Genomic DNA, 25,672 nt, shown 5'->3' on the forward strand with positions numbered 1-25,672 from the left:
GTCACTGAACAACAAAACTGGTAAAGTAAACGTTACCGATCCCTCCGAATCCTTCCTTCTGCGTGAGCGTGTCGTTGATCGATTTGGCCAGCTGCTTCTGCAAACGGCGTTTGCCGTCGGCGGTGAAGACCTGTTCCTCGGTCGCCTCGCCGAGCGTCATCAGGATCGCCGAACGCACCGCTATCTCGTTGGTCTTGAGGTGCTCGATGACGGTCTTGTCGTACGGCGTCGACACCGCGACGCCGACCTGGACGAAATGCGACGAATCCTGGAGGTTGGAGGTGAACTCCTTCTCCATCGCGAAATAGGTCGACGCATAACGATCGCCGCCGCCGCCCTTGGGCGTGGCCATGCCGTGATCGTCCGCCGGGGCCTCGTCCTCGCCGCCGCCATGACCGCCGCCTTCGCCCTCGGCGGACGCGGGCTTCTGCTCGCTTTTCGGAACCAGCTTGGGCTTGCCGTCGTCGGCCGCAGCGCCGTGCCCGCCACCGATCAGCCCGGCGCTGGACGCATAGACGCCCGCGCCGACGCCGCCGCCGACGAGCACCAGCAGCGCGACGCCCCCGATCAGCATCTTGCCCAGCTTGCCTTTCTTCTTGCCCTTCGCGTCGGCCGCGGCGGGGGTGTCAGTCGTGTCGCTCATCAGCGGGGTCCTTCAGTTCACGCGAGGCGTGTGTCGGTGGAATCGATGTCGGCGCCGCCATCGGCGCGCGGCCGTCGCGCGGGCGCGGAGGGCTGCTGCTGCGGCTGCGGAGTCGCGGCGCGCTGCTGGTGCTGGCCGGTGCCCGCGCCGGTCTCGACGGCGCTCTGCGAAAGCTTCAGCCCGCGCGCGTCCGCGAGGTCGGCGAGTCGCGGCTGCGCATCCTGCAACAGGGTCCGCGTCACGGCCTGCTCGGCGTTGAAGTGGACGTGGAGCGTGTCGCCGTCCTTGCGCACCGATACGTCGATCGCGCCCAGCGCGTCGGGGATCAGCCGGATCCGCGTATCGGTCGCATTCGCCGCATCGCGCAGCACCTCGATTCGCTCGATCATCGCGGTCGGCCAACGCTCGTGGCGCATGTCGAGCGGCGCCTGCGGATCGGCATGCGCGATCGACGCGATGGCGGGCGTTGCCACCGGTGCGGCGAGGGGGCCGATCGCTGGCGTATCCGCCGGCTCGTCGCGACCGTGCGCCGCCGCCTGGATCGCCGCGCCGAACACATGCGCCGCCGATGCGACGGTGCCGGGTGGGGGCTGTACGGCCAGCGTAAGCGGCTGCTGCGCGACGATGGTTCTCGACGGGGCCGTGTCCTGCGTCGACCATCGCGGCGGAAGGTCGGGGGCGGGGGCCGCTCGCGCTGAACCGCCGCCAACATCGATGCGCGATTCGACGAGACCATGGAGGTGCGCGAAGCCGTATCGCTCCGGCGTCGCGGCTGGTGTCGAGGTGGGCAGGGGCGAGGGGACTGCGTTCGAGGTCGCCGTCGGGATGACGGCATCGGGCGGCCGGGTGTCGCCCATCGGAGACTGCGCAATGCTTGGGTCGCGGTTCGCAAGCGGAACAGGTGCGGCAATGGCCACAGAGGCGCCAGCCACCGCGCGCGGGATGTTGCCCGGTCCGTCGCCGGCGCGCGGCATCGCGTCATTGTCCGCGACCGCGACGGGGACCGGGATAAGGACCGCGGGGACCAGCGGAGCCGCCGGGATGACCTCCTGCATGGCGAGCGGCGGGGCGGGTGTCCCGGCGTCGTCCGCATCCTCCGCCTCTGCCGGCACGTCCGGACGATCATCGCCTGGCACGCTGAGCCGTGCAGCCCGACGTGGAAGCATCACCTGTCCGGTCGGAGTTGGTGCCAGGTTCGGGGCGGGCTGTGGGGCGGGACGCGGGGTCAGCAGCGTATCGCTGGCGTCGTCGACCGCCGACGGCTCCTGGGGCAGGAGATCCGGGGCGGATAGCGATCTCGCACGCAGTGGGCCCGCAGGCAGCGGCGTTGCAGGCAGCGGAGTTGCGAGGATAATAGCGGCTGTCGGGGACGTGACGCCGATCGGTGCGATCGCGGCGTGCTCGGGCAACATCGGCAGCGCCCGCGTCGCGACCACGGGCCCCGTGACCGGCAAGGCCTTGCCGGTTACGGCGGGGGGCTGCCGGATGAGGCCGTCGATCATCGGCGAAGTGATTGTGCTGGCCGGGACGGGGCTGCTCGGGACGGGGCTGCTCGGGGCGGCGCTGCTCGGGACGGCAATGCCGGGAATGGCGGTGTCCACCGTTCCCGACCCCAGCAGCGTCGCAAGCGTCCCGCCGAAATCGCCCGCGCCGTCGCTGCCCGCCGTGCGTGGCGTGGCGGCGGGGGCAATGCTCGGCAGGGACACTAGCGCGGGCTGGATCATGCGGTCTCTCGGATGCGGACGTCTCGCACCGTGCTCAGCAAGGATCGTGCCGGATCTTTCGGACCGAGGGCGCGTCTTCGAGCGCGCGGAGTTCGCGGAGTGCGGCATCGGCCTGCGCGCGGACGATGAGCTTTTCGACCGCGCTCTGGTCGCGCTTGGCGGACCGCGTCGCGTCGCTCGCGCGCTCGACCTGATATTCGGCGGAGCGGACGCGTTCGATCGCCGCATCGGCGGATTGCTGGAGGCGTTCGCGGTAGTGCGCCGACGCGCCGAGCGAAACCGCGACCGCGACCTCGGGGGTGGGGGCGACCGCGGCGGCGAGGCTCGAGATGCGCGCGGACAAGGCCGATTCGCTCGCGAACTTGTCGTGCGCGCGCGCCTCGTCGGCGCGGATCAGCCCGAGCTGGAGCGTCCGGACGCGGTGGATCCGGGCGAGCGTCTTCGCGCGCGCATCAGCCATTGCCGAACACGCCGATCAGCTCGGCGACGGCATCGTCGAGCGACACCTTTTCGTCCGCATCCTGGCGGATATATTCCATGATCGCGCCGTGACACGCGATCGCATTGTCGATCGCCGGGTCGGCGCCCGCGCGATAGGCGCCCATCAGCACGAGGTCGCGATTCTCCTCGTAGGTCGCCAGATTGCGACGCAGCACGCGCGCGGCGCGGACATGCGCGCCGTCGGCGATGTCGGTCATCACGCGGCTGACCGAGGGGCCGATGTCGATCGCGGGATAGACGCCGCGCTCGGCGAGCTGGCGGCTCAGCACGATATGCCCGTCGAGGATCGAGCGCGCCGAATCGACGACCGGGTCGTTGCCGTCGTCGCCGTCCGCGAGCACGGTGTAGATCGCGGTGATCGACCCGCCGGTGTGAACGTCGACGCCCGCACGCTCGATCAGGTTGGGCAGCATCGCGATCGCCGACGGCGGATAGCCGCGCGCGGAAGCGGGTTCGCCGAGCGCGAGGCCGATCTCGCGGCCGGCATGCGCGACGCGGGTCAGCGAATCCATGATGAGCAGGACCTGCTTGCCCTCGGCGCGAAAGCCTTCCGCGATCGCGGTGGCGCGCAGTGCGCCGCGGATGCGCAGCACGGGCGAGTGATTGGCGGGCACCGCGACGACGACCGAGCGCGCGCGCGCGGCGCCCGCGACCTTGGTCTCGAGAAAGTCGGCGACCTCGCGGCTGCGCTCGCCGATCAGGCCGATGACGATCACGTCGGCCTGCGCGGCGCGGACGATCATGCCGAGCAGCACCGACTTGCCGACGCCCGAGCCCGCCATGATGCCGACGCGCTGGCCCTGGCCGATCGTCAGCAGCCCGTTGATCGCGCGCACGCCGACGTCCATCGGCGTGCGCACGCGGCCGCGGTCGAGCGGCGATTGCAGCTTGCCCGCGATCGGCCAGCGTCCGGCGCCGCGGATCGGGCCGAGCCCGTCGATCGGCTTGCCCGCGCCGTCGACGACGCGACCGAGCAGCGCTGCGCCGACCTCGGCCTCGCCCGGCGCACCGATCGGCTTGACCGGCGCACGCGGCAGCAGCGCGGCGGGGCCGCCGAGGTTCATCAACAGCGTGCGGCCGTTGCGAAAGCCGATCACCTCGGCCTCGACGCTGGCGGATCCCTCGCCCACCGTGCACACCGTCCCGACGGGAAGTGTCAGGCCGACCGCTTCCATCAACAGCCCGTCGAACGAGGCGAGCCGGCCCGAGACCTTGGGCGCGGCGACGAAATCGGCGTTGCCGAGCGTTTCGAGATAGTCGGCAGTAAAGCGGTTCAGCACTCAGGCGGCCTTTTTGGGAACGGCGACGCGGTCGATCGCGCTGGCCAGCTGGTCGAGCCACATGGCGGGGCCGTCCTCGACGATCGTCGACGCGCTTTCGAGCACGAAACTGCCGCGCGCGACGCTCGCATCGCCCGCCGCGAAGATCGACTTGGGGAGCTTGCCGTCGATCAGCGCGACATCCTCGGGATTGACGCGCAGCAACGCCGCCTCGGCCGAATCGGCGAGAAGATCGGTCGCGGCCTCGATCCGGCCCGCGAGCAGGTCGGGCGCAATGCCGATCTCGCCGACCAGCTTGCCGACGAGCAGCAGCACGGTCTGGCGCAGCTGCATCGCGACGCGATCGCGATCGACCCGGTCGGTGTTGAGCGCGGCGGCGAGGCCGGCGAGCAGCGCCTGATCGCGCGCGGCATTGCCCTGCGTCACGGCCGCGGCGGCGGCGAGACCCTCGGCATAGCCCGCGGCATGCGCCGCCGCGAGCGGATCGAGAAAGCTCTCGGTCTCGCTGGCCGGATCGAGCGGATCCCAGCCCTCGGTCGGGTTGCTGTCCTTGTCGGCCGGGCTGAAATGCTTCGGGCCGGTGGGGGGGGGCACAGGTGCGGACGGGGTGGCGGCCTGTGGCGCGAAACCGCTCGCGCGGCGCGGCGAGGGCGCGGCCCGGTCGCGGATGTCGGCGGGGGCGAACCCCATCGGCGGCGCAAACGCGCTCGCGAGCAGCTGGGCCGCATTGTCATGACGGGCGGCAAAGCCGGCGACGAAACTAGACATAGTCGTCCTCGCCTCCACCCATCATGATCGTGCCGTCCTTGGCGAGCCCGCGCGCGATCGCGATCATCGCCTTCTGCGCCTCGAGCACCTCGGCGAGCTTCATCGGCCCGCGCGCCTCCATCTCGTCGCGGATGCCGTCGGCGGCGCGCGCCGACATGCAGCCGAGGAAACGGTTGCGCACCGCCTCGTCGACGCCCTTGAGCGACTTGGTCAGGATCTCGCCATCGACGTTGCGGATCAGCGTGCCCAGATTCTTGTCGTCGAGCTCGAGCAGGTTGTCGAACACGAACATCGCCTCCTCGATCGCCTTGGCGACGTCGCGGTCGATCTTGAACAATTTGGGCATGACGCGCTGTTCGGTCGCCTTGCGTGCGCCCGACAGGATCTTCGCCGCCTCGCGCGTGCCGCCCAGCGTCACGCCCTGGCCGCTCGACCCGGTGCCGGTGCGGTTGGCGAGCAGCGTGCGCAGCGTGTCGACCGCCTCGGGGGTGATCGGCCCGAGCCGCGCGATGCGGTGGAGGATGTCGGGCTGGACCGCGTCGGGCATCAGCTCGAGCACCTGGCCGCCGACCGACGCATCGAGATTGGCGATCAGCACCGCGGCGATCTGCGGATGCTCCTTCTCGATCATCGCCGCGATCTCGCTCGCGTCGAGCCAGTCGAGCAGTTCGAGCTCGCACGCCGCCTCGGCCGGCGTGATCCGCGCGAGCACGCTCTCGGCCTTTTCGGGGCCGAGCGCGCGGTTCATCACCGCCTCGATCTTGGGGCGCGGGTCGAACCCGATCGCGGTGCGCTCGCGCGCGCGGTCGACAAAATCGTCGAGCACGGTCTCGACCTCCTGCTCGGACACGTCGGCGACCTTGAACATCGCCGCGCCGAGCTGGCGGACCTCCTCGGGTTCGAGCTTCTGGAGGATCGCCGCGGCTTCCTCCTCGCCGACCAGCATCATCAGCACGGCGGCGCGTTCGACGCCGGTATAGGTGCGCAAGCCTTCCATCAGCGTGCGTCCGCCTTGATCATGTCGCGCACGGCGAGCGCGGCGCGCGTCGGGTTGTCGCGCGTGAAGCCGCGCACCGCGCCGATCCGCTGGTCATAGCCGCGCGTGCTCTCGAGCTGGTCGAGGCTGACCGGCGCGGCGACGACCGGACCGCCCAGCCCCTCGGCGGCCTCGCCGTCGGCGCCCTCGATCGCCTGGCCGAAGGCGGGACGCGGGGCGGCATCCTCGCGCTTCTTCATCAGCGCCTTGGCGATCGGCCGCACGCCGAGCAGCAGGACGAGCAGCGCGATGACGATCGCGGTCCCGTTGCGCGCCAGCACCGGCAGCCAGGCATTGTCGTACCAGGCGGGGCCGGCATCCGCCGTCGCATCCGCGCCGGCGAACTTGCGGCTGATGACGGTGACGTTGTCGTTGCGACCCTGGTCGAAGCCGACCGCGCTTTTCACGAGATCGGTGATCTGGTTGATCTCCATCGCGGTGCGGCGCGTCTTGTCGGGATCGCGCAGCAGCACCGCGACCGACAGGCGCTTCACGCTGCCCGGCGTCGCGCGCGTCACCGACACTTCGCGACCCAGGTCATAGGCGCGCTGATACTGGTCGGACTGCTTCATCGCGTCGGGCGCGGGGCCCCCGGCGACGGGCTGCGGCGTGCCGGGGTTGCCGGTCGCGGGCTGTGGCTGCTGCAGCGTGCTGGCAGGAGGCGGCGTGTTGCTCAGCGCCCCCGGAATCCCGCCCGGCGTCGCGGCGCCGTCCTTCTGGTTGCCCGTCCAGTTGCCCGTCTCGGCGCGCAGGACGCCCTGCTTGTCATAGCTTTCGCGCGTCGCCTGAGTCTCGTCGAGATTGACGTCGGCCTGGACCTCGGCGGTGAAGTTGCCCGCACCGACCAGCGGCGTGAGCAACTGGGTCAGCTGCGCGCGATATTTGTCCTCGACGCGGCGCTGGATCTCGATCCGCTTGTCGCCTGCCGCACCGACGCCGTCGCTGCCGTCGGGCTTGGTAAGCAGTGCGCCCATCTGGTCGACGATCGTCACCGAATCGGGCTTCATGCCGGGCACCGACGAGGCGACGAGGTTGATGATCGAGGCGACCTGCGCGTCGCTCAGCGACCGGCCGCCCTGCAGCTTGAGGATCACCGACGCCGAGGGGGCGGCGTTGTCGCGGACGAACACCGACGCTTCGGGCGTGGCGAGATGGACGCGCGCCTCGGCGACCGCGTCGATCTCCTGGATCGAGCGCGCGAGTTCGGATTCGCGCGCCTGGCGCAGGCGTTCGCCCTCGACCGCGCGGCTGACGCCCATCGGCAGCTGGTCGAGGATCGCGTAGCCGCCGGGTGCCGCCTTGGGCAGGCCCTGACCCGCGAGCAGCATCCGGGCGCGCGAATAATCCTCCTCGGCGACCGTCAGCGAACCCGTCGAATCGTCGATCCGGCTCTTGATGTTCGCGGTCGACAGCGCGGACGTGACCGCAGCCTTGTCGGCATCGGGCAGGTTGGTGAACAGCGTCTTCTGCGTCGGCGACGACAGCGTCATCCACGCGAGCGCGGCGGCGGCGATCAGGCCGATCATCAGCACCATCGGCAGCGAGCGGCGCACGGCCGGCTGCGCAAACGCGGTCTTGATCTGGTTGAGCGGGTTGGCGAATTTCTCGGGAAGACCCGAGCCATTGGCCGGCGAAGCGGGGATGAGGGCAGTGCTCATATCATTACACCGGCATGCTCATGATGTCCTTGTAGGCGGACAGGAGTTTGTTGCGGACCTGAAGCGTCGCCTCGAACCCGACCGAGGCCTGCTGGCGCGCGAGCATCACTTTGGCGATGTCGACGGTCTCGCCGCGCTCATAGCTTTCGCTGAGCTTGGCGGCCTGCGTCTGGCCCTCGTTCACGCTCTTCAGCGCGGTTTCCATCGTGTCGCCGAAGCTGACGGGTTTGGCCTCGGTCGGCGCGACGGTCGGGCCGGTCTGGCTGGCACGCGCGAGCGCCTGGTTGCGCTCGAGGATCTGCGAGCGCAGCGCCATGACGCGGTCGACGCTCATCGCGCCGCCGCTGATCCCGCTGACGCCGCTCATGCCGACATCACGCGGGCGAAGTCCTCACCCTGCTCGCGCGCCTTGGCGAGACGGTAGCGCAGCGTGCGCTCCGAGATGCCGAGGCGGCGCGCGGTCTCGATCCGGCTGCCGCCGCACGCCTTCAGCGTCTCGCGGATCGCGGCGAACTCGCTCATCTGGACGATGTTGCCGAGCGTATCGGTCGGCGTGTCGATGGGCGTGTCGGCGGCGACCGCGACCGGCGGCGCGACCGTCAGCGCGACCGGGGCGGTGCGCGGCGCGAAGGTCATCGTGACGGGACGGTCGAACAGGATGTGGCTCGCCTCGATCGTGTCGCCGCCGCAGAACAGCAGCGCGCGCTGGATCACGTTTTCGAGCTCGCGGACATTGCCCGGCCAGTCGTGCAGCATCAGCTGCTCGATCGCCTCGCGCGAGGGCCAGGGGATGACGTTGCGGTTGCCGGCGTGGCGCAGGATCATCGTCGCGGCGAGCGCGGGGATATCCTGCGGCCGCTCGGCGAGCGACTTGGTCGACAGCGGGAAGACCGCGAGCCGGTAATAGAGATCGGCGCGGAACCGGCCGGCGGCGACTTCGCCCTGCAGATCGCGGTTGGCGCACGCGACGACGCGGACGTCGATCGGCTGCGGCACGGTCGCGCCGAGCGGCACGACCTCGCGCTCCTGCAGCACGCGGAGCAGCTTGGCCTGGAGCGTCAGCGGCATCTCGGCGATCTCGTCGAGCAGGATCGTGCCGCCGTTCGCGGCGCGGAAAAAGCCTTCGCCGCCCGACGACGCGCCGGTGAACGCGCCCTTCTGATGACCGAACAGCATCGCCTCGAGCATCGATTCGGGGAGGGCGGCGCAGTTGATCGCGATGAACGGGCCGTCCTTGCGCGGCGAGCCATTGTGGATCCCGCGGGCGAGCACTTCCTTGCCAGTGCCGGTCGGGCCGTTGATCAGCACGGTGATGTCAGCGGCGGCGACGCGCTCGGCAAGGGCCAGCAGCGCGAGCGATTCGGGGTCGGCGGCGGTCGGCATGTCGGGCCCGCCGATCAGCGCGCGGGCAAAGCCGTTGCCGACCGCGGTGTCCTCGGGGGCGAAGCTGATCCGCGCGGGCGTACCGTTGCGCGACGGGGTCACGTGGCGGCCTTCGGAACCGATCACCACGGTGCGCGCGGGGTAGGCGACCGCCTCGCCCTCGGCGACCAGGAACAGGTCGTTCGCACCCGGCTGGGCGGTCTCGAGCGATCCGATCCCGAAGCCCTGCGCGCGCAGCGACGAGACCAGCGCGTATTTGCGCGCCGTGACGGCGGCAGATGGAAAGATCGAACGCATGAAGTCCCCCTGTGACGATTCGGGGAATGCGGCCTTGCTGGTAAATTCCCGGTTAAATCGTGCCGCATCGCGGCAAACTATTTCCGGGCGCGTTCGCGCGCGCGTGTACGGGAGCGCGCCACGCCGGTGCGCGAGGCGCAGATTTTTTTCCTAAAGCCCAGCGCGGGGCGGCCGTTACCCATCCTGACGGCTCGGTCCTTCGCCATGGGGGCGGCGGGATAGCCGGCATGAAGGAGATCACTCATGACTGTTATCGGGACCAACATCTCGTCGCTGCGCGCCGCCAATGCGTCGATGAGCGCGAATTCGCAGCTGTCGACTGCGATGGAGCGTCTGTCGACCGGCAAGCGTATCAATTCGGCCAAGGACGACGCCGCCGGCCTCGCCATTTCGTCGTCGATGAATGCACAGATCAAGGGGATGAGCCAGGCCGTTCGCAATGCTAACGATGGCATCGCTTTGGCACAGACTGCCGATGGCGCTCTCGGCGAGGCTACCAACATCCTGCAACGTATGCGCGAACTCGCCGTTCAGTCGGCTTCCGGTACGTATCAGAATGCCGATCGCACCAACATGCAGACCGAGGTTGCCGAACTTCAGAAGCAGCTCGTCAACATCTCGCAGACGCAATTCAACGGCGTTTCCGTATTCAATGCCACGCGGGCAAATAGCGTTCAGATCCAGACGGGTGCCAATTCTACGGATCAGGTAAGCCTGACCGTGAGCCAGCTCAATCTGGTGCCGGTGAGCGGTACCGTAACCGCAGGCACTGTTGACGCTGGCTTGAGCGATCCGCTGGGCGCGAACGATCCGCTCATTGGCACAAAGCGTACGGTGACGGCAGAGGATGTAGCCTACGAAGCTACGATTGCCGGCGTTCTTGTAACGAAGGAAGATATCGGAACCGAAAAGACTCTTGAGGCTGACGACACCTTCTATGTCCCAGCCGGTCCTGATGGCATCGCGAATGGTATCTCGGTAGGTTCCGCCGTCACCGCCAAAGACGCATTGGCCACGCTTGATGCCGCTTTGACTGCCGTCAATACGACACGAGCTTCGCTGGGTGCTGGTCAGAGCCGCCTCGAATCGGTGGTAAACAACCTGACGACGAACATCACCAATCTGTCGGATGCGAAGAGCCGCATCGAGGACGCCGATTTCTCGGCCGAAACGCAGGCGCTCGCCAAGGCGCAGATCCTGAGCCAGGCGTCGACCGCGATGCTCGCACAGGCGAACCAGAGCCAGCAGGGCGTGCTGAAGCTGCTTCAGTAATCCGATCCCGGCGCCGGCACCGCCCCCCATGTGGGTGTCGGCGCCAGTCGGACCGTCCCGGCAACGGGATGCGCAGACCCCGGTGGCTTTTGGCCACCGGGGTTTTTGTGCGTCGGGGCGAGGGGCGGGCGGGGCATTTGTCTGTAGTCGCTTATCCGCCGCCGTCTCTCCGTGGCTACCTATTCATGACCACCTATCCGTCCTCGTCATCCTGACGAAAGTCAGGACCCAGGATTACACGCGGTGCCGGTCTTGGCTCTGGGTCCTGACTTTCGTCAGGATGACGGACGGTTTTCGGGGTAGCCGGCTCGGCGCACGCGAAACGCTCGCCGATGCAGACCGCCGGGCGCCCCGCCGAATACCGGGGGCAACGTCGGGGCGACCGTGGACTGGGATAGCGATGGCTCTGCGATCCCTTCGTCGCCCCGGGCACGGTGCAATAGCCCGGCCTTGGTCAGGATGAGGATGAGGATGAGGATGAGGATGAGGGTCAGGATGACGACGGGGAGCGGTCGCTCGACCCGTCAAGTCTCACAATGCAGCGAAGGAACCGGTGCGGGCCTCGGCCCTGCCGATACAGATACGGGGCCGCCGATTGCCGTGGCTCAGACTTTCCGCGCCAGCGCGCGTTTCAGTTTGGCGTGCGCGGATGCCTTGATCTGGCAGACGCGCGCGGCGCCGATGTCGAAGACCGCGCCGATCTCCTCGAGGTTCATCTCCTCGACATAATAAAGCTGGATCACCTGCGCCTCGCGTTCGGGCAGCGCGGTGATCGCGGCGATCAACGCGTCGCGCAGGTCGCTGTCGGCGAGCTGTTCGAACGCGTCGGGCGTATCGTCGGCGAACCACGGCATGTCGTCGGCATAGACCTCGTCGATCGAATCGAACCGGATCGCGTCCGCGGTCACATAGTCGCTGCGCAGCTTGTCGATGCTGACGCCGATATGCTGGGCGATCATGTTTTCTCCCGGGGCCTTGCCCGTCTGGGCGGTGAGCGTGGAAATGGCGTCGGCATATTGGCGGCGGCGGCGCATCGCACCGCGCGTCGTCGTCGCCTGGCGCCGCAGTTCGTCGATCATCGCGCCGCGCAGGCGGGTCGCGACATAGGCCTTGAAGGGCGTGCCGCGCTCCTCGAAGCCGGCCGCCGCCTCGACCAGCGCGACGAGGCCGACCTGCACGAGGTCCTCGACCTCGACGATGCTGCTCATGCTGCCATGCACGTGCCACGCGATCCTGCGAACCATCGCGAGATGCTGTTTGACGAGCTGGTCGGGGTCGCCGCCGGGGCGTTGCTGGGGGCGATAGGTGAGCGGCCCCGCCGGGATTTCGCCGGCGCGCGCGGGGCGGGCGTTGTCGAACGCGGCCGTCATCGGTTCGGCGCTCATGCGGCCAGCGCCTGCTGCGGTGCGCCGATGACCGCGACGACCTCGACCGCCTTGTCCTCGGGCACTTCGAAGAACGACATGACCGGCGTGTCGGGCAGGCAGGTGCGGACCAGCTTGCGGATCGCAAGGCGGATCGCGGGCTGGACGACCAGCGCGAACGGCTTGGCCTCGGCGATCAGCGGCTGCGCGGCGCTCTGCAGCGCCTCGACGATGCGGCGGCCCAGATCGGGTTCGATGACGTGGCGGCGCGACTGGTCGGCGCGCATCGCCTGGCCGAGCAGCCCTTCGAGATGCCCCTCGAGCGTCATCACGCGGAGCGGCTCGCGCATCCCGCACAGCTTCTGGATGATCAGCGCGCCGAGACGCGGGCGGATCAGTTCGATGATCTCCTCGGCATCCTGGCTGCGCTGGGCGGCGACTGCGATCGCGGCGGCGATGCTGCGGAATTCCTTGAGCGGAATGTTCTCGGCGAGCAGGCCCTTGAGGACCTGCGTCAGCGTGGTGATCGGGATCGGCGCGAGCGCGGTGACGAGCTGGGTCGCGCGCTCCTTCAGCCCGTCGAGCAGCGCCTGGACCTCGTCGGGGCCGAGCAGCTCGGACGCGTTCTGGCCGAGCATGTGGTTGAGATGCGTCGCGACCACGGTGCCGGGATCGACGACGAGATAGCCAGCCCCGGTCGCCGCATCGGCGTCCGCAGTCGAGATCCAGGTCGCGTCGAGCCCGAAGGTCGGATCCTTGGTGGTCTTGCCGATCAGCGAGCCGAACGCCTGGCCGGTGTCGAGCGCGAGCATGTCGTCGGGCGACACGGTGTCCTCGCCGACGACGACGCCGTTGACGATGATGCGGTAGACATAGGGCGCAAGGTTGATGTCGTCGCGGACGCGGACCTGCGGGATGACGAAGCCCAGTTCCTTCGACAGCTGGCGGCGGACGCCGGTGATGCGCCCCATCAGCGGCGATCCGCGGCGGTCGTCGACCAGCGGGACGAGGCCGTAGCCGATGTCGAGATTGACCTGCATGCCGTCGGTGACCTCGTCCCAGCCGATCTTCGACTGGTCGATCGCCTCGACGGGGGCGATGACGACGGGGGCGGGGCGACGCTCGATCTGGCGCAGCTTCCAGGCCGCGAACCCCGCGATCGCCGCGGCGGGCAGGATCACCATGTGCGGCATCCCGGGCAGGACGCCGAGCAGCGCGAGGATCACCGCGACGGGCGTCCAGGTGCGGGGGCTACCGAACTGGCCGCCGATCTGGCCGGCGAGATCCTTGTCCGAGGTGACGCGCGTGACGATCGACGCAGCGGCGATCGACAGCATCAGCGAGGGGAGCTGCGCGACAAGCGCGTCGCCGATCGCTAGCAGGATGTAGTTGTGCGCGGCATCGGCGATCGTCATGCCGTGGCTGACGGGCCCGAGGATCAGCCCGCCGATGATGTTGGCGGCGAGGATCAGCATGGCCGCGACCGCGTCGCCCTTCACGAACTTCGACGAGCCATCCATCGAGCCGTAGAAATCGGCCTCGGTGGACACCTCGATACGGCGCGCCTTCGCCTCGTCGGGGGTGATGAGGCCGGCGTTGAGATCGGCGTCGATCGCCATCTGCTTGCCGGGCAGCGCGTCGAGCGTGAAGCGCGCGCTGACCTCGGAGACGCGCCCTGCGCCCTTGGTGACGACGATCATGTTGATGATCATCAGGATCGCGAAGACGAAGATCCCGACGACGTAATCGCCGCCGATCAGGAACGTCCCGAACGCCTCGATGACGTGACCCGCGGCGCTCTCGCCCTCATGGCCGTGGACGAGCACGATACGCGTCGAGGCGACGTTGAGGCCGAGGCGGAAGAGCGTGGCGAACAGCAGCACGGTCGGGAAGGCGGAGAAATCGAGCGGCTTCTGCGCGTTCAGGGCGACCATCAGCACCGCGAGGCTGATCGCGATGTTCGCGACGAAGAAGATGTCGAGCATGAACGCCGGGATCGGCACGACCATGACGAGCACGAGCATCAGGATCGCGAGCGGCAGGACCGACGCGCGCGCGTTGGAGAGCAGGCGGTTCATGGGTTCAGCCCCCCATCTTTGCGAGCATCAGATAGGCGAGCCGCGCGGTGTCGGGCGTCGGGCGGAGCAGGCTCGCCGAATTCTGGCCCGCATTGAAGCTCGCGTTCCGGGTGCCGAACCGGCCCATCGTCGACGTCGCCCAGGCGAGCGCGTCCTCGGCGCTTTCGTTGTTGCCGGTGACGACCGTGCTGCCGTCCATGTCGAGCGCCTGCGCAGCGAACCGGACCGAGCCGGTCGTCGCCGAACCGGTCGCGCCTGCGGCGGCGCTGCCGAGCTTGTCGGCGAAACGCGCATAGATCTGCGACAGCGAGCGCGGGTTGCCGTTGGGTTCGTAGAAGACGCCGCGATTGGCGCGCGCGGCGGAGGGGAACAGCGCGGCGCCGGTCGCATCCGGATTGGACTGCATCGTCGTCAGGAACTTCGACGCGCCGCCGAGCCCCAGGAAATGCGCCATGTAGAGGTCGGTGCCGGTCGCCGCGCGGCCGAGCTTGCCCTCGAGCGCGTCCTTGTTGTCCGACGCATGCTCGGCCGCCATCATCGAGGCGGCGGCGGGATCGTTGCGCAGCGCGAGGATCGCCTGGCGCGTGCCGGCATCCGCGACGCCGAGATGCCCGCCCGACGACTGACCGATGCTGTCCGCCGCCCAGCCGAGACCATGCTCGGCGCCGTGCTTCTTGACGACCGCGAGCCAGCTCTGTTCGATGAACTGGTACAGGCCCGACGCGCTCGACGTGCCCGCCTTGGCATTGGCGTTAAGCCCGCTTTCGAGCTTTGCCTGGCCCAGCAGATAGCCGAAATCCACGCCCGTCTTGCTGCTCGCAAGCGCGATCGCGGACTGGATCCGGCCGGTAGTGATAGGATTGACGGTCATCCCGCGTGTAATGTCCCTGTTTCAGGACGTTACTCAGCAAGGGGCGTGCCAGTTCGCGCACGACCGTCGCGATCAGGCGTAGGCGGCGCCCATGCGCGGGCGATAGCCGGCAATGCCGCCCTCGCCGGTCAAGGTTTGCAGGCGGCGGCGAACATTTGCCGCCATCAGGTTGGTATAGATGCGGCAGGTCTCGTTGAGGCGGTTCGCCTCGTCCGCGAGCTCGCGCAGCTCGGGGCCGGCGGGACCGGTCCCCAGCGTCGCCACCGCACTGATGCCGTCGAGCTTGGCCGCGGTCGCACGCTCGAGCGCGCTGACGTCGTTCGATTTGAGCGCGGCGATCTCGGCGTGCAGCGCGTCGATCACGCGGACGAGTGCGTCACGCCTTGTCATGCGGGGCCCATTCCAGTTTGAAGGCGAGAAGACGGTCGGCGATGGTCGCGGGCAGGATTGGGAAGGTGCCGTTGGCGACCGCCTTCTTGACCGCGGCGACGCGCGCCTCGTTGATCGGTGCGGCGGCGGCCATCGTCTGCGCGAGCGCGATCGACGAGGTGGCGGAGGGCTTGGCGTCGACCTGCCGGGCCGCGGGCTGTGCCCCGATCTGCGCCCCGATCTGCGCCGACGTCTGTACGCCAGTCTGCACTGCAGTCTGCACGGCTGGCATCGTCGCGGCGATCCGCGCGACGCTGCGCTCTCCGCCCGTTAACGGCTTCGCACCGATCGATTCCACCATGTCTGCACCCTCTGGTTCTCGCTGACAGAGGAGGAAACGGCCGGATGCGCAAAAGCTTTAACAAAATTAATTCGCCCAGCCGGGCAGCGTCGCGCGGCCGCTCGCGACGGCGATCGCCTGGACGGGGGTGCGCGTGTCGTCGACCTTGACCATGAAGCGCGCGCCGGGCGCGGCATCGGCCATCGCGACCCCCTCGCGGCTTATCGAGAAGCCCTCGGTGCCGGCCTCGATCACGATCGGATCGCCGCGACGGATGACGGGCGGCGCCTTGGCGACGAACGCGACGCTCGATCCGCCGGCGGGTGCGGCCCCCGGCTGCGGCGCGGGGGCATTTGCCGGCCGGATGACGGGGACGAAAATGCGCCACGCGGGTCCGGCACAGGCGACCACGACCGCATCATGCGCCTCGGTCCGCCACGACATCGAGACGGTCGGGCACGTCGCAAGCCGCAAGCGCGAATCGACCGACGTCCGTGCACCGCCCTCGGCGCCGGTGGGGCGGCCGGTAAAGGCCGAGACCGAGCGATCGAGCGCGGCGATATCCTGGAAGCCGGCGGACGGTGCTCCGGCAGCGATCATCAACAAGGCGAGCATCATGAGGGGGTCCTTGGCGGTTCGCCGACAAAGGCTTGGGTTACGATGGCGGCGCGGCGGCCGGTGGTCGGCGACGTCGCGAGCGTCACGCGTCCGGGGGCGACGCGCGCGATCGCGGCGGCGACGGCGCGCGCACGGTCGGAGGCGAGGATCGCCGCGCTGCGCGTGACGGGGTCGACATCGCCGGGCGTGCCGTCGACCGACCCGGTCACGGTCAACTGGACGCGCGGATCGCGGACCGCGTCGCGCGCCCACCCCGCCAGCGCTGCGGGCGATGTCGGCAGAGCCGCCGAGCCGACCGCGAAGTCGAGCATGCCGGCCGCCGCAACGGGCAGGGCCGCGGGCGGCACTGGCGATCTTGGTCGCACGGCCTCAGCCGCTGCGGTGGCCGCCGTTGCGGTGGCGGGCGCGCCGAACCCCTCGCGCAACCCGGCCGCGAGCGCGCGCGGCGCGAGGGGGCGATCCCCTGCGGTCTGCGTCGCCTGCAACAGCACGAAGAATCCGACCAGCAGCAGCGCGAGGTCCGCGAGCGTGATCAGCCAGAGCGGCCGCCCCGGCTGGCGGTCGGGATATTCGCCGACCATCACGCGACACTCATCAGCGGCGCGCGCGGCGCCTCGCGCGCGGCGAGCGCGACCAGCGGCGCCTCGATCCGTGCGCGTTCGAACGCCTCGTTGCGTCCCTGTGCGCGCAGCCGGTTGGCGATCGGCATGAAGACGAGGTTGGCGAGCAACGCACCATAAAGTGTCGCAAGCAGCGCGATCGCCATCGCGCCGCCGATCGCGGTCGGATCGCTCATCGTCGCGAACATCCGCGCGAGCCCGATCAGCGTGCCGACCATGCCCATCGCCGGCGCGACCTCGGCGGCGCCGGCCCACACCTCGGCGGCGGCGACGTGCCGCTCGATCCGCGCATGGCGGCGATGCTGGAGCAGCGTCGCCATGTCGCTGGAGGTCGCGCCGTCGACGATCGCCGCGATGCCGGCGGCGATGTCGGGATCGGCGATGACCGTGCGGTCGAGCGCCATCGCGCCGTGGCGCTGCGCGATACGGCCGAGCGCCGCGATCTGCTGGAGCAGCGCGTCGCCCTCGAGCCGGGCGCGACCGAGCGTCTTCAACGCCGCGAGCGCACGGACGAGGTCGCGCAGCGGTGTCCGCAAGGCGACCGCGAGGATCGTGCCACCGCCGACGATGGCGATCGCGGCTGGGTCGATCAGATGGGCAAGCGTGTTCATGTCCCGCGAATCTCTGCAAGGCCCGGGCCAGTTCGCGTGCGCCCAGTTCACGTGCGCCATGGCACAGGACGATAGCGCGTCTTCCTCGTTATCTGCTTTCAGCGCGCCGGTCGGACGAATGGCTGCCGGCATGCTTGCCGCCGCGGCTTCCGGGGCGGCAAGGCGTTGCCGGTGCGGTTGCCGCACGCTTGCCGCCGGGCGGCAGGGCGGCATCATCCGGTCGGCGGGAGCGAACTGGCACGGGCATTGCTTTGGAACACTTGCGCAATTCAGCGCGGGAGTTCGGTCCAGTGTCAGGTGACTCGCTGTTCGGCGTTCATGGTGCGGCCCTCGAGGTGCGATCGCAGCGCATGGGGGTGCTCGCGTCGAACATCGCCAATGCCTCGACCCCCGGCTTCAAGGCGCGCGACATCGACTTCAAGTCGGCGCTGGCGTCACTGGAAACCGAGGGCGCGGGCGGTATCGACGGCGCGACCAGATACCGCGTGCCGACGCAGACCTCGATGGACGGCAACACCGTCGAGCTGAACCAGGAACAGACCGCGTTCGCGGAAAACGCCGTGCAGTACCAGACCACGCTGTCGTTCCTGAACGGGCGGATCAGCCAGGTCACGCGCGCCTTGAAGGGGGATTAAGCGATGGCCAACGCGCCGATGACGATTTTCCAGGTCGCGGGCCGCGCGATGTCCGCGCAGCTGCTGCGGATGAACACCACCGCGTCGAACCTCGCCAATGCGGGCGGCGTCGCGGGGTCGGCGGACGCCGCGTACAAGACGATGAAGCCGGTGTTCCGCACCAGCTTCGACGCCGCCAGCGGGATGTCGACGGTCGATGTCGAGAAGGTCGTCACCGCGGGCGAGGCACCCGCCAAGCGCTACGATCCGAACAACCCGATGGCCGACAAGGATGGCAACATCTTCGAGGCGGCGGTCGATGAAACGCGCGAGCTGGTCGACATGATGGAGACCGCGCGCAGCTACCAGAACAATGTCGAGGTGATGCAGACCGCGAAGTCGCTGATCATCGATACCCTCAAGCTAGGCCGCTGATCATGGCAAGTTCCTTCGATTCCACGCTTTCGAACCTCGGTATCACGCGCGCGAGCACCGCGGCGACGACCACGACGGCGTCCAATTCGACGACGCTCAACCAGTCCGATTTCCTAAAGCTGATGACCGCGCAGATGCAGAACCAGGACCCGTTCAACCCGGTCGACAACACGCAGATGGTCGCGCAGATGGCGCAGTTCTCGAGCCTCGCCGGTATCTCCGAGATGAGCAGCACGATGAAGTCGATCGCCGAAAAGCTGAATGCGACCAGCGCGAGCGACGCGATGGGCTATGTCGGCAAGACCGTGCTGACCGCGGGCGACACCGCCTATGGGCGGACCAGCGGCGGGCTTGCCGGCGGGATCGAGCTGGCGGCGGCCGCGAGCAACGTCAACGTCACGATCACCGATGCCAATGGCGGCGTGCTGAAGACGATGTCGCTCGGCAGCGCCGACAAGGGCACGGTGAACTACGACTGGGACGGCAAGACCGCGACCGGCGAGGATGCCGGGACGGGGCCGTTCAAGGTCATCGTCAACGCCCAGAATAATGGCACGACCGTTGCATCACAGAACCTTGTCTGGGCGCCGGTCCAGTCGGTTTCGACGACGACCGGTGCCGCCATCCTCACGCTACCGGGCCTCGGTGAGGTCCCCGTCACCGCGGTTCGCCAGATCGGCTGATCGCCCGCCGATTGTCAGAATTCCAGGAGTAACCCGATGTCCTTCTATACCTCGCTGTCCGGCCTCCAGGCCTCGCAGACCGAAATGTCGACGATCTCGCACAATCTCGCGAACGTCTCGACCAACGGCTTCAAGAAGAGCCGCACCGAATTCGCCGACGTGATCGCGTCGAGCGTATCGCTCAACCCCGCGCAGCAGATCGGCTCGGGTACGGTCGTCCAGGGCAATCGCCAGCAGTTCAGCCAGGGCAACCTGATCCAGTCGGCCAATGCGCTCGATCTGGCGGTGTCGGGCGACGGCTTCTTCGTGGTCAAGCCGAGCACGACCGCGCTGAACGTCAACTACACGCGGAATGGCGGCTTCCTGGTCGATGCCGACCGCTATGTGGTGGATTCGAACGGCAGCCACCTGCAGGTCTATCCGGTCGACGGTTCGGGCAAGGTCGTCGCGTCGGGGCTCGATTCCGCCGTCAGCCTTCAGCTTCCCGCGACCAGCGGCAAGGCGGTTCCGACCGCGAACGTGTCGATGTCGCTGAACCTCAGCGCCAATGCCGCGATCCCGGCGACGACGACGTTCGACCGGTTCGACCCGACCAGCTACAACCAGTCGGCGCAGACGACGATCTATGACGCGAGCGGTAACGCTCAGACGCTGACCAACTATTTCAAGCGCACGACCACGCCCGATGCCGGCAACGGCCAGACCAGCAGCTGGGAAGTGTTCAGCTATGTCGGCGACAAGCCGATGACGACGAACGGTGCGCCAAGCGTCAAGCTGGACTTCAACGGCGACGGCAAGCTGACCGCGCCGACCACTGCGATCGCGTTCGACCCGTTCACCACCGCAGGCAGCAGCACGACGCAGCAGTTCGGCTTCACCTTCGGGCTCGACAGCACGCAGCTGGCCTCGGCGTTCAACGTTGCCGGGCGCGCGCAGGACGGCAAGGCGGTCGGCCAGATCCAGGGCGTGACGATCGACGAGTCGGGGATCGTCAAGGCGAGCTTCTCGAACGGCGACACGCAGGCGCTCGGCCAGGTGATGCTCGCCAACTTCTCGAACCCCGAGGGTCTGCGCCAGCTCGGCAGCAGCTACTGGTCGGCGACGGGCATCTCGGGCGAGGCCAAGCTCGGCATCGCCGACGTCAACGGCTTCGGCAAGCTGATGTCGGGGACGATCGAACGGTCGAACGTCGACATCACCGAGGAACTCGTCTCGCTGATCGCGGCACAGCGCAACTTCCAGGCGAACTCGAAGGCCTTGGATACCGCGAGCCAGATCTCGCAGACCATCTTCAACATCCGCAGCTGATCCAGGGCGCGGACGGAGAACCCTGAATGGACAAGCTGGTCTACACCGCGGCGACGGGACTGCGTGCGCACATGGCGGCGCAGTCGGCGATCGCCAACAACATGGCGAACGCGTCCACCACCGGATTCCGCGCCGACCGCGTGGTGTTCGACCGGATCGACCTGAAGGGTGGCGGCCAGCAGTTCGAGGCACGCGCGCCGACGTCGGAGGAAGTGACCGACGCCGACCGCGCGCCGGGCGCGATTCAGACCACCGGTCGCCCGCTCGACGTCGCGGTGACCGGTGCGACTGCGTGGCTCGCGGTCCAGGCCGCGGATGGCTCCGAAGCCTATACGCGGCGCGGCGACCTCGAGATCGCACCGTCGGGCGTGCTTCAGACGGGTGACGGTTTCCCGGTGATGGGATCGGGCGGGCCGATCACGATCCCGCCCTATGACACGCTCTCGATCGCCGGCGACGGGACGATCTCGATCGTGCCGCAGGGCGGCGACGCGAAGAACCCGCAGGTGATCGACAAGCTGAAGCTTGCGGACACCAAGGGGTCGGACACGGTCAAGGGGCTCGACAACCTGCTGCGCGTGCGCGGCGGCGGCGCGCTGCCCGAGGATCTCGATGCGAAGGTGCAGGGCGGGGCGATCGAGGGATCGAACGTCAACATGACGCAGGCGCTGGTCGACATGATCGAGAACCAGCGCAGCTACGAGGTCCAGGCCAACATGCTGAAGTCCGCCAAGGACATGGATGAAAGCGGTGCATCGCTGATGCGCCTGCCGAGCTAAGAAAGGATTAGGCCATGAGCAGTTCCGCCATGCATATCGCGCGTACCGGGCTCGACGCCCAGGATACGCGCATGCGGGTCATTTCGAACAACCTCGCCAACGTCAACACGACGGGCTTCAAGAAGGATCGCGCCGCGTTCGAGACGCTGGCGTACCAGGTCGTGACCGCGCCGGGCGCGCAGTCGACGTCGGAGACCAAATACGCGACCGGGCTCAACCTCGGCACCGGCGTCCGGATCCAGGGCACCGCGCGGATCGATACGCAGGGGTCGATGCAGACGACGGGCAACAGCCTCGACCTCGCGCTCGATGGCGACGGCTATTTTCAGGTGCAGATGCCCGGCGGCACGCTCGGCTACACCCGCGCGGGCAATTTCTCGCGCAGCCCCGAGGGGCTGATGGTGACCAGCGAGGGTTATCAGGTGATGCCCGGCATCACCGTGCCCGAGGGGACGACCAACATCACGATCGGCCAGGACGGTACCGTGTCGGCGACGATTCCCGGCCAGTCGGAAGCGCAGCAGATCGGCCAGATCCAGGTCGCGAGCTTCGCCAATGGTGCCGGGCTGCAGGCGACCGGCGACAATTACCTCGTCGAGACCGCCGCGTCGGGCGCCGCCAATCTGGGCATGGCAGGGCAGGACGGTCGTGGCCGCGTCCGGCAGGGGATGCTCGAGGCGTCGAACGTCAACGTCGTCGAGGAACTCGTCGACATGATCGAGACGCAGCGCGCGTACGAGGTCAATTCCAAGATGATCTCGGCGACCGACGACATGCTGAAATACGTCAACCAGAACATCTGATCGCAGGGCGCATCATGGCATTTCCGATCCCCACGCGCGCGCCGATCGCGCTCCTCGCGATTGTCGCCGGCACGCTCGCGCCGCTGTCGGCGCAGGCCAGGCTGTTCGGCAAGAAGGCGCCGCCCGAGGACTTCACCGTCGCACGGCCGCTGCCCGTGCCGGTGGCGTCGCCCGCGACCGGATCGATCTTCCAGGCGCAGGACGGCTATGCCGCGCTGTACGAGGGCTGGCGGGCCCGGAAAGTCGGCGACCCGCTGACGATCGTGCTGGTCGAGCGCACCGCGGCGTCGAAATCCTCGGGCTCGAAGCTCGACAGCAGCGGGTCGGGCAGCATCACGCCGCCGACGACGGGCGCGCTCAACCTGTTCAGCCGCGCCGACGCGACGATCAGCGGCGGGCGCAACTTCAACGGTGCGGGTGCCGCCGATCAGGCGAACTCGCTGTCGGGCGAGGTCAGCGTGACGGTCGCCGAAGTCTATCCCAACGGCACGATGCTCGTGCAGGGGCAGAAGCGCGTGACACTCAACCGCGGCGACGAGTTCCTCAAGATCAAGGGGCTGGTGCGCACCGCCGATGTCGACCGCGACAACCGCGTGCTGTCGACGCGCGTGGCCGATGCGCAGATCTCGTACACCGGCAAGGGCGACGTCGCCCGCGCCGGCCGCCAGGGGTGGCTCAGCCGCTTCTTCTCCGTCGTCAGCCCGTTTTGATGGTCACGCCCATGCGCACATACCAACGCCGCCCCAATTTCCGTTCGTCCCGAGTAGCCATCGAGCTTGTCGAGATGGCGTATCGAGGGACATGTGTCTCGATACGAGCCCTCGACAAGCTCGGTCTCTACTCGACACGAGCGGCAGGGTGGGTTGTCCTTGCGCTGGCCTCGCTCCTGATCGCTGCACCCGCGTCCGCCGACCGGATCAAGGATCTGGGCGGGTTCCAGGGGATCCGGTCGAACCAGCTGACCGGCTATGGCATCGTCGTCGGGTTGCCCGGCACGGGCGACGACAATCTCGAATATACCGTCCAGTCGCTCAAAGCCGTCGCGTCACGCTTCGGGCTGCAGCTGCCGCCCAACGCCAATCCGGGGATGAAGAACGCGGCGGTCGTGATGATCACCGCCGAGCTGCCGCCCTTCGCCAAGCCCGGCCAGCGGCTCGACATCACCGTCGCGTCGATGGGCAAGGCCAAGAGCCTGCGCGGCGGCAGCCTGATCATGACGCCGCTGCTCGGCGCGGATAACCAGATCTATGCGATGGCGCAGGGCAATCTCGCGGTCGGCGGGCTCGGCGCGGAGGGCGCCGACGGGTCGAAAATCGTCGTCAACGTCCCCTCGACCGGGCGCATCCCCGAAGGCGCGACCGTCGAGCGCGCGGTCGCGACCGGGTTCGACAGCGCGCCGATGCTGACCTTCAACCTCGCGCGCGCCGATTTCACCACCGCGCAGAACGTCGCGGGCGCGATCAATTCGAAGCTCGGCTTCGGCAGTGCGCAGGCGATCGACGCGGTCTCGGTCGCGGTCCGCGCGCCCGTCGGCGCGGACGTTCGCGCGACGCTGATGTCGACGATCGAGAATCTCGACGTGGTGTCGGCGGAGCCCTCGGCAAAAGTAATCGTAAATGCGCGCACCGGAACGGTCGTTATAAACTCTGCGGTGCGCGTGGGGCCTGCCGCGGTGACGCATGGGAAGCTGACGGTGCGGATCGACGAGAAGCCACAGGTGAGCCAGCCCGCGCCGTTCAGCCAGGGCCAGACCGTCGTCACGCCGAACAGCGCGGTCGCGGTCGAGGAGGAACGTCGCCCGATGTTCCTGCTCAACCCGGGGCCCAAGCTCGCCGACATCGTCAAGGCGGTGAACGCGATCGGCGCGTCGCCCGCCGACCTCGTCGCAATCCTCGAGGCCCTGAAGGAAGCCGGCGCGCTCAAGGCCGAGTTGATCGTCCTGTGAGCCCGATCGCAGCCCCCGGCCCGGTCAATGCCGGCGGCATCTCGACCGACACGAGCCGGCTCAAGTCGAACGACAATCTCGACAAGGCGGGCAAGAAGTTCGAGGCGGTCTTCACCGGCATGATGCTGAAAAGCATGCGCCAGGCAAAGCTCAGCGATTCGCTGTTCGAATCAAAGGCGCTCGACACCTTTACCGAAATGCAGGACGCGCGCGTCGCACAGACGATGGCGGAGCACACGCCGCTCGGCATCGGCAAGGCGATGACCGATTTTCTCGCCAAATCGCAATCCGATCTTAACCCGGGCGCGGCAGAGCCGTCACCATGAGCGACCTCCTGTCGATCGGCGCGTCGGGTGTGCGGGCGTACCAGACCGCGCTGAACACCGTGTCCGAGAACATCGCGAACACCGGCACCGCGGGCTATACCCGGCGGACGACGGCGCTCGGCCAGGTGACCTCGATCGGCAGTGGCATCAATGCAAGCGTCGCGACGGGCAGCAACGGCGTCACCGTCACCGGCATCTCGCGCTCGGCCGACACGTTCCGCTCGCTCGCGGTCCGCAACGCGGGGTCCGACCTCGCCAAGACGGAGACCGCGGCGGCCTGGCTCGGGCGGATCGAGACGTCGCTGACCGACAACAAGCTCGGCGACCGGCTGACCAGTTTCTTCTCCGCGGCACAGACTCTGTCGGCGGACCCGACATCGGTACCGGCGCGGTCGGTGATGCTCGAATCCGCGGCCAGCGCCGCGGCGGCGTTCACCGCCACCGGCAAGGCGCTCGATACCGCGGCCGCCGACCTCGACACCGCGACGCGTCAGGCGACGCAGACGCTCAATTCGTTCGGCACCGCGCTCGCCAAGGTCAATGACGGCATCGCGCGCAGTCAGAAGGGATCGACCAACGCCGCGCAGCTCGCCGACCAGCGCGACCAGCTGCTCGAGCAGATGAGCACGATCACCGATATCAGTACGGAGTTCGACGATCTCGGCCGTGCGACCGTGCGGCTCGGCGGGGCGAGCGGCCCGGTATTCGTGGCGGGCCCCGATTCGGGCAATGTCAGCTATCTGAAGAATGACGAGGGCGCGGTCGGGTTCGTCGTGCAGCGGACCGGCACGACATCGGCGGTGACGCCGTCGGGCGGTGCACTGGCGGGCTATGCCGAGGGCGCACAGAAGATCGTCGCGGCGCGCGACACGCTCAATGGCATCGCGACCGACTTCACCAAGCAGGTCAACGACATCCAGGCGCAGGGGCGCGATCTCGACGGCAAGCCCGGTGCGCCGCTGTTCGCGACCGGTGCCACGCCGACCAGCATCACCGTGGTGCTGACCGACCCGCGCGGCATCGCCGCGGCGAGCGACACCGGTGGCGTGCGCGATGCGTCGAACCTCACCGCGCTGCTCGCGACGCGCGACCCGACCACGGGCAGCGAACAGCGGCTGACCAACATGATCACGAGCAATGCGGCGTCGCTCGAACAGCGCAGGCTGGTCGGCGATGCGCAGGGCGCAATCCGCGACGGCGCGGTGACCGCACGCGATTCGGGCAGCGGCGTCGACCTCGACAGCGAGGCGGTCGACCTGCTCCGCTTCCAGCAGGCGTATCAGGCGTCGAGCCGTGTCATCCAGACCGCGCGCGACATCCTCCAGACCATCCTCGAGATCCGGTAG

28 protein-coding genes are annotated in these 25,672 nt (G+C 68.5%); 11 read left to right on the plus strand and 17 right to left on the minus strand.

The annotated features are described in order from the left end of the window. Position 1: 1 nt before the first annotated feature. Genes AC0CH3_RS10270 through AC0CH3_RS10310 form a run of 9 tightly spaced genes read right to left on the minus strand, consistent with a single transcriptional unit; the run spans position 2 to position 9,290 of the window. Positions 2–643: a flagellar basal body-associated FliL family protein gene (locus tag AC0CH3_RS10270; RefSeq protein ID WP_465237839.1), complete on the minus strand. Its 642-nt coding sequence runs from the start codon at positions 641–643 to the stop codon at positions 2–4. Between the two features lie 17 nt (positions 644–660). Continuing rightward, positions 661–2,367, minus strand: coding sequence for a flagellar hook-length control protein FliK (locus AC0CH3_RS10275; protein WP_465237840.1), 1,707 nt, complete (start codon positions 2,365–2,367; stop codon positions 661–663). A 34-nt stretch (positions 2,368–2,401) separates the two neighbouring features. After that, entirely contained in the window at positions 2,402–2,827 is a 426-nt protein-coding gene (locus AC0CH3_RS10280) for a hypothetical protein (RefSeq protein ID WP_056018178.1), read from the minus strand. Then, positions 2,820–4,148, minus strand: coding sequence for a FliI/YscN family ATPase (locus AC0CH3_RS10285; RefSeq protein ID WP_056018175.1), 1,329 nt, complete (start codon positions 4,146–4,148; stop codon positions 2,820–2,822). The genes AC0CH3_RS10280 and AC0CH3_RS10285 overlap by 8 nt, the downstream gene beginning before the upstream one ends. Then, the gene (locus AC0CH3_RS10290; protein ID WP_465237841.1) at positions 4,149–4,916 is read right to left on the minus strand and encodes a FliH/SctL family protein; all 768 of its coding nucleotides are present in this window, start codon (positions 4,914–4,916) and stop codon (positions 4,149–4,151) included. Beyond that, the gene (gene fliG / locus AC0CH3_RS10295) at positions 4,909–5,913 is read right to left on the minus strand and encodes a flagellar motor switch protein FliG (RefSeq protein ID WP_465237842.1); all 1,005 of its coding nucleotides are present in this window, start codon (positions 5,911–5,913) and stop codon (positions 4,909–4,911) included. Before fliG ends, AC0CH3_RS10290 begins: the two co-directional genes overlap by 8 nt. Further along, the gene (gene fliF, locus AC0CH3_RS10300; protein WP_465237843.1) at positions 5,913–7,610 is read right to left on the minus strand and encodes a flagellar basal-body MS-ring/collar protein FliF; all 1,698 of its coding nucleotides are present in this window, start codon (positions 7,608–7,610) and stop codon (positions 5,913–5,915) included. The genes fliG and fliF overlap by 1 nt, the downstream gene beginning before the upstream one ends. 4 nt (positions 7,611–7,614) lie before the next feature. Beyond that, positions 7,615–7,977, minus strand: a complete 363-nt coding sequence (fliE, locus tag AC0CH3_RS10305) for a flagellar hook-basal body complex protein FliE (RefSeq protein WP_465237844.1) — start codon at positions 7,975–7,977, stop codon at positions 7,615–7,617. After that, positions 7,974–9,290 (minus strand): sigma-54 interaction domain-containing protein, encoded by a 1,317-nt coding sequence (locus tag AC0CH3_RS10310; protein ID WP_465237845.1) that lies wholly within the window; start codon positions 9,288–9,290, stop codon positions 7,974–7,976. The genes fliE and AC0CH3_RS10310 overlap by 4 nt, the downstream gene beginning before the upstream one ends. Positions 9,291–9,533: 243 nt before the next feature. Here AC0CH3_RS10310 and AC0CH3_RS10315 point away from each other — a divergent pair, with 243 nt between their 5' ends. Beyond that, on the plus strand, positions 9,534–10,562 hold the full coding sequence (locus AC0CH3_RS10315; protein WP_465237846.1) for a flagellin N-terminal helical domain-containing protein: 1,029 nt from the start codon (positions 9,534–9,536) through the stop codon (positions 10,560–10,562). 605 nt (positions 10,563–11,167) lie between these two features. Here the strand turns inward: AC0CH3_RS10315 and AC0CH3_RS10320 are convergent. The 8 genes from AC0CH3_RS10320 to AC0CH3_RS10355 form a co-directional block, all read right to left on the minus strand. Next, positions 11,168–11,947, minus strand: coding sequence for a FliA/WhiG family RNA polymerase sigma factor (locus AC0CH3_RS10320; protein ID WP_465237847.1), 780 nt, complete (start codon positions 11,945–11,947; stop codon positions 11,168–11,170). Then, on the minus strand, positions 11,944–14,004 hold the full coding sequence (gene flhA / locus AC0CH3_RS10325) for a flagellar biosynthesis protein FlhA (RefSeq protein ID WP_056018161.1): 2,061 nt from the start codon (positions 14,002–14,004) through the stop codon (positions 11,944–11,946). Before flhA ends, AC0CH3_RS10320 begins: the two co-directional genes overlap by 4 nt. A gap of 4 nt (positions 14,005–14,008) precedes the next feature. After that, positions 14,009–14,875 (minus strand): hypothetical protein, encoded by an 867-nt coding sequence (locus AC0CH3_RS10330; protein ID WP_056018159.1) that lies wholly within the window; start codon positions 14,873–14,875, stop codon positions 14,009–14,011. A 72-nt stretch (positions 14,876–14,947) separates the two neighbouring features. Further along, entirely contained in the window at positions 14,948–15,265 is a 318-nt protein-coding gene (locus AC0CH3_RS10335; RefSeq protein ID WP_056018157.1) for a flagellar protein FlgN, read from the minus strand. Further along, positions 15,252–15,605 carry a flagellar biosynthesis anti-sigma factor FlgM gene (flgM, locus tag AC0CH3_RS10340; RefSeq protein ID WP_465237848.1) on the minus strand — a complete coding sequence of 118 codons (354 nt, stop codon included), beginning with the start codon at positions 15,603–15,605 and terminating at the stop codon, positions 15,252–15,254. Before flgM ends, AC0CH3_RS10335 begins: the two co-directional genes overlap by 14 nt. 66 nt (positions 15,606–15,671) lie before the next feature. Beyond that, positions 15,672–16,199: a flagella basal body P-ring formation protein FlgA gene (locus AC0CH3_RS10345; protein ID WP_443019369.1), complete on the minus strand. Its 528-nt coding sequence runs from the start codon at positions 16,197–16,199 to the stop codon at positions 15,672–15,674. Then, complete coding sequence (locus AC0CH3_RS10350; protein ID WP_465237904.1) at positions 16,199–16,783, minus strand: hypothetical protein; 585 nt, start codon at positions 16,781–16,783, stop codon at positions 16,199–16,201. The genes AC0CH3_RS10345 and AC0CH3_RS10350 overlap by 1 nt, the downstream gene beginning before the upstream one ends. Continuing rightward, positions 16,783–17,433 (minus strand): motility protein A, encoded by a 651-nt coding sequence (locus AC0CH3_RS10355; RefSeq protein WP_333995667.1) that lies wholly within the window; start codon positions 17,431–17,433, stop codon positions 16,783–16,785. Before AC0CH3_RS10355 ends, AC0CH3_RS10350 begins: the two co-directional genes overlap by 1 nt. A 290-nt stretch (positions 17,434–17,723) precedes the next feature. Here AC0CH3_RS10355 and AC0CH3_RS10360 point away from each other — a divergent pair, with 290 nt between their 5' ends. The 10 genes from AC0CH3_RS10360 to flgK are packed head-to-tail and all read left to right on the plus strand — an operon-like array spanning position 17,724 to position 25,672. Further along, entirely contained in the window at positions 17,724–18,068 is a 345-nt protein-coding gene (locus AC0CH3_RS10360) for a flagellar basal body rod protein FlgB (RefSeq protein WP_056019132.1), read from the plus strand. A 3-nt stretch (positions 18,069–18,071) separates the two neighbouring features. Beyond that, a complete protein-coding gene (flgC, locus tag AC0CH3_RS10365; RefSeq protein WP_056018148.1) occupies positions 18,072–18,482 on the plus strand; it encodes a flagellar basal body rod protein FlgC in 411 nt (136 codons plus the stop codon). 2 nt (positions 18,483–18,484) lie between these two features. Next, positions 18,485–19,165, plus strand: a complete 681-nt coding sequence (locus tag AC0CH3_RS10370) for a flagellar hook assembly protein FlgD (RefSeq protein ID WP_056018146.1) — start codon at positions 18,485–18,487, stop codon at positions 19,163–19,165. Positions 19,166–19,201: 36 nt separating this feature from the next. After that, positions 19,202–20,473 (plus strand): flagellar hook protein FlgE, encoded by a 1,272-nt coding sequence (locus tag AC0CH3_RS10375; RefSeq protein ID WP_465237849.1) that lies wholly within the window; start codon positions 19,202–19,204, stop codon positions 20,471–20,473. Positions 20,474–20,499: 26 nt separating this feature from the next. Continuing rightward, positions 20,500–21,252, plus strand: coding sequence for a flagellar basal-body rod protein FlgF (gene flgF / locus AC0CH3_RS10380; RefSeq protein WP_056018142.1), 753 nt, complete (start codon positions 20,500–20,502; stop codon positions 21,250–21,252). Between the two features lie 14 nt (positions 21,253–21,266). Beyond that, positions 21,267–22,055, plus strand: coding sequence for a flagellar basal-body rod protein FlgG (gene flgG, locus AC0CH3_RS10385; RefSeq protein WP_465237850.1), 789 nt, complete (start codon positions 21,267–21,269; stop codon positions 22,053–22,055). 14 nt (positions 22,056–22,069) lie between these two features. Then, positions 22,070–22,765, plus strand: a complete 696-nt coding sequence (locus AC0CH3_RS10390) for a flagellar basal body L-ring protein FlgH (RefSeq protein ID WP_465237851.1) — start codon at positions 22,070–22,072, stop codon at positions 22,763–22,765. An 11-nt stretch (positions 22,766–22,776) separates the two neighbouring features. Continuing rightward, positions 22,777–24,000 (plus strand): flagellar basal body P-ring protein FlgI, encoded by a 1,224-nt coding sequence (locus AC0CH3_RS10395; protein WP_465237852.1) that lies wholly within the window; start codon positions 22,777–22,779, stop codon positions 23,998–24,000. Continuing rightward, entirely contained in the window at positions 23,997–24,326 is a 330-nt protein-coding gene (locus tag AC0CH3_RS10400) for a rod-binding protein (protein ID WP_354300761.1), read from the plus strand. The genes AC0CH3_RS10395 and AC0CH3_RS10400 overlap by 4 nt, the downstream gene beginning before the upstream one ends. Next, entirely contained in the window at positions 24,323–25,672 is a 1,350-nt protein-coding gene (gene flgK / locus AC0CH3_RS10405; protein WP_056018134.1) for a flagellar hook-associated protein FlgK, read from the plus strand. The genes AC0CH3_RS10400 and flgK overlap by 4 nt, the downstream gene beginning before the upstream one ends.

The organism is Sphingomonas sp. AC449 (assembly GCF_979253475.1).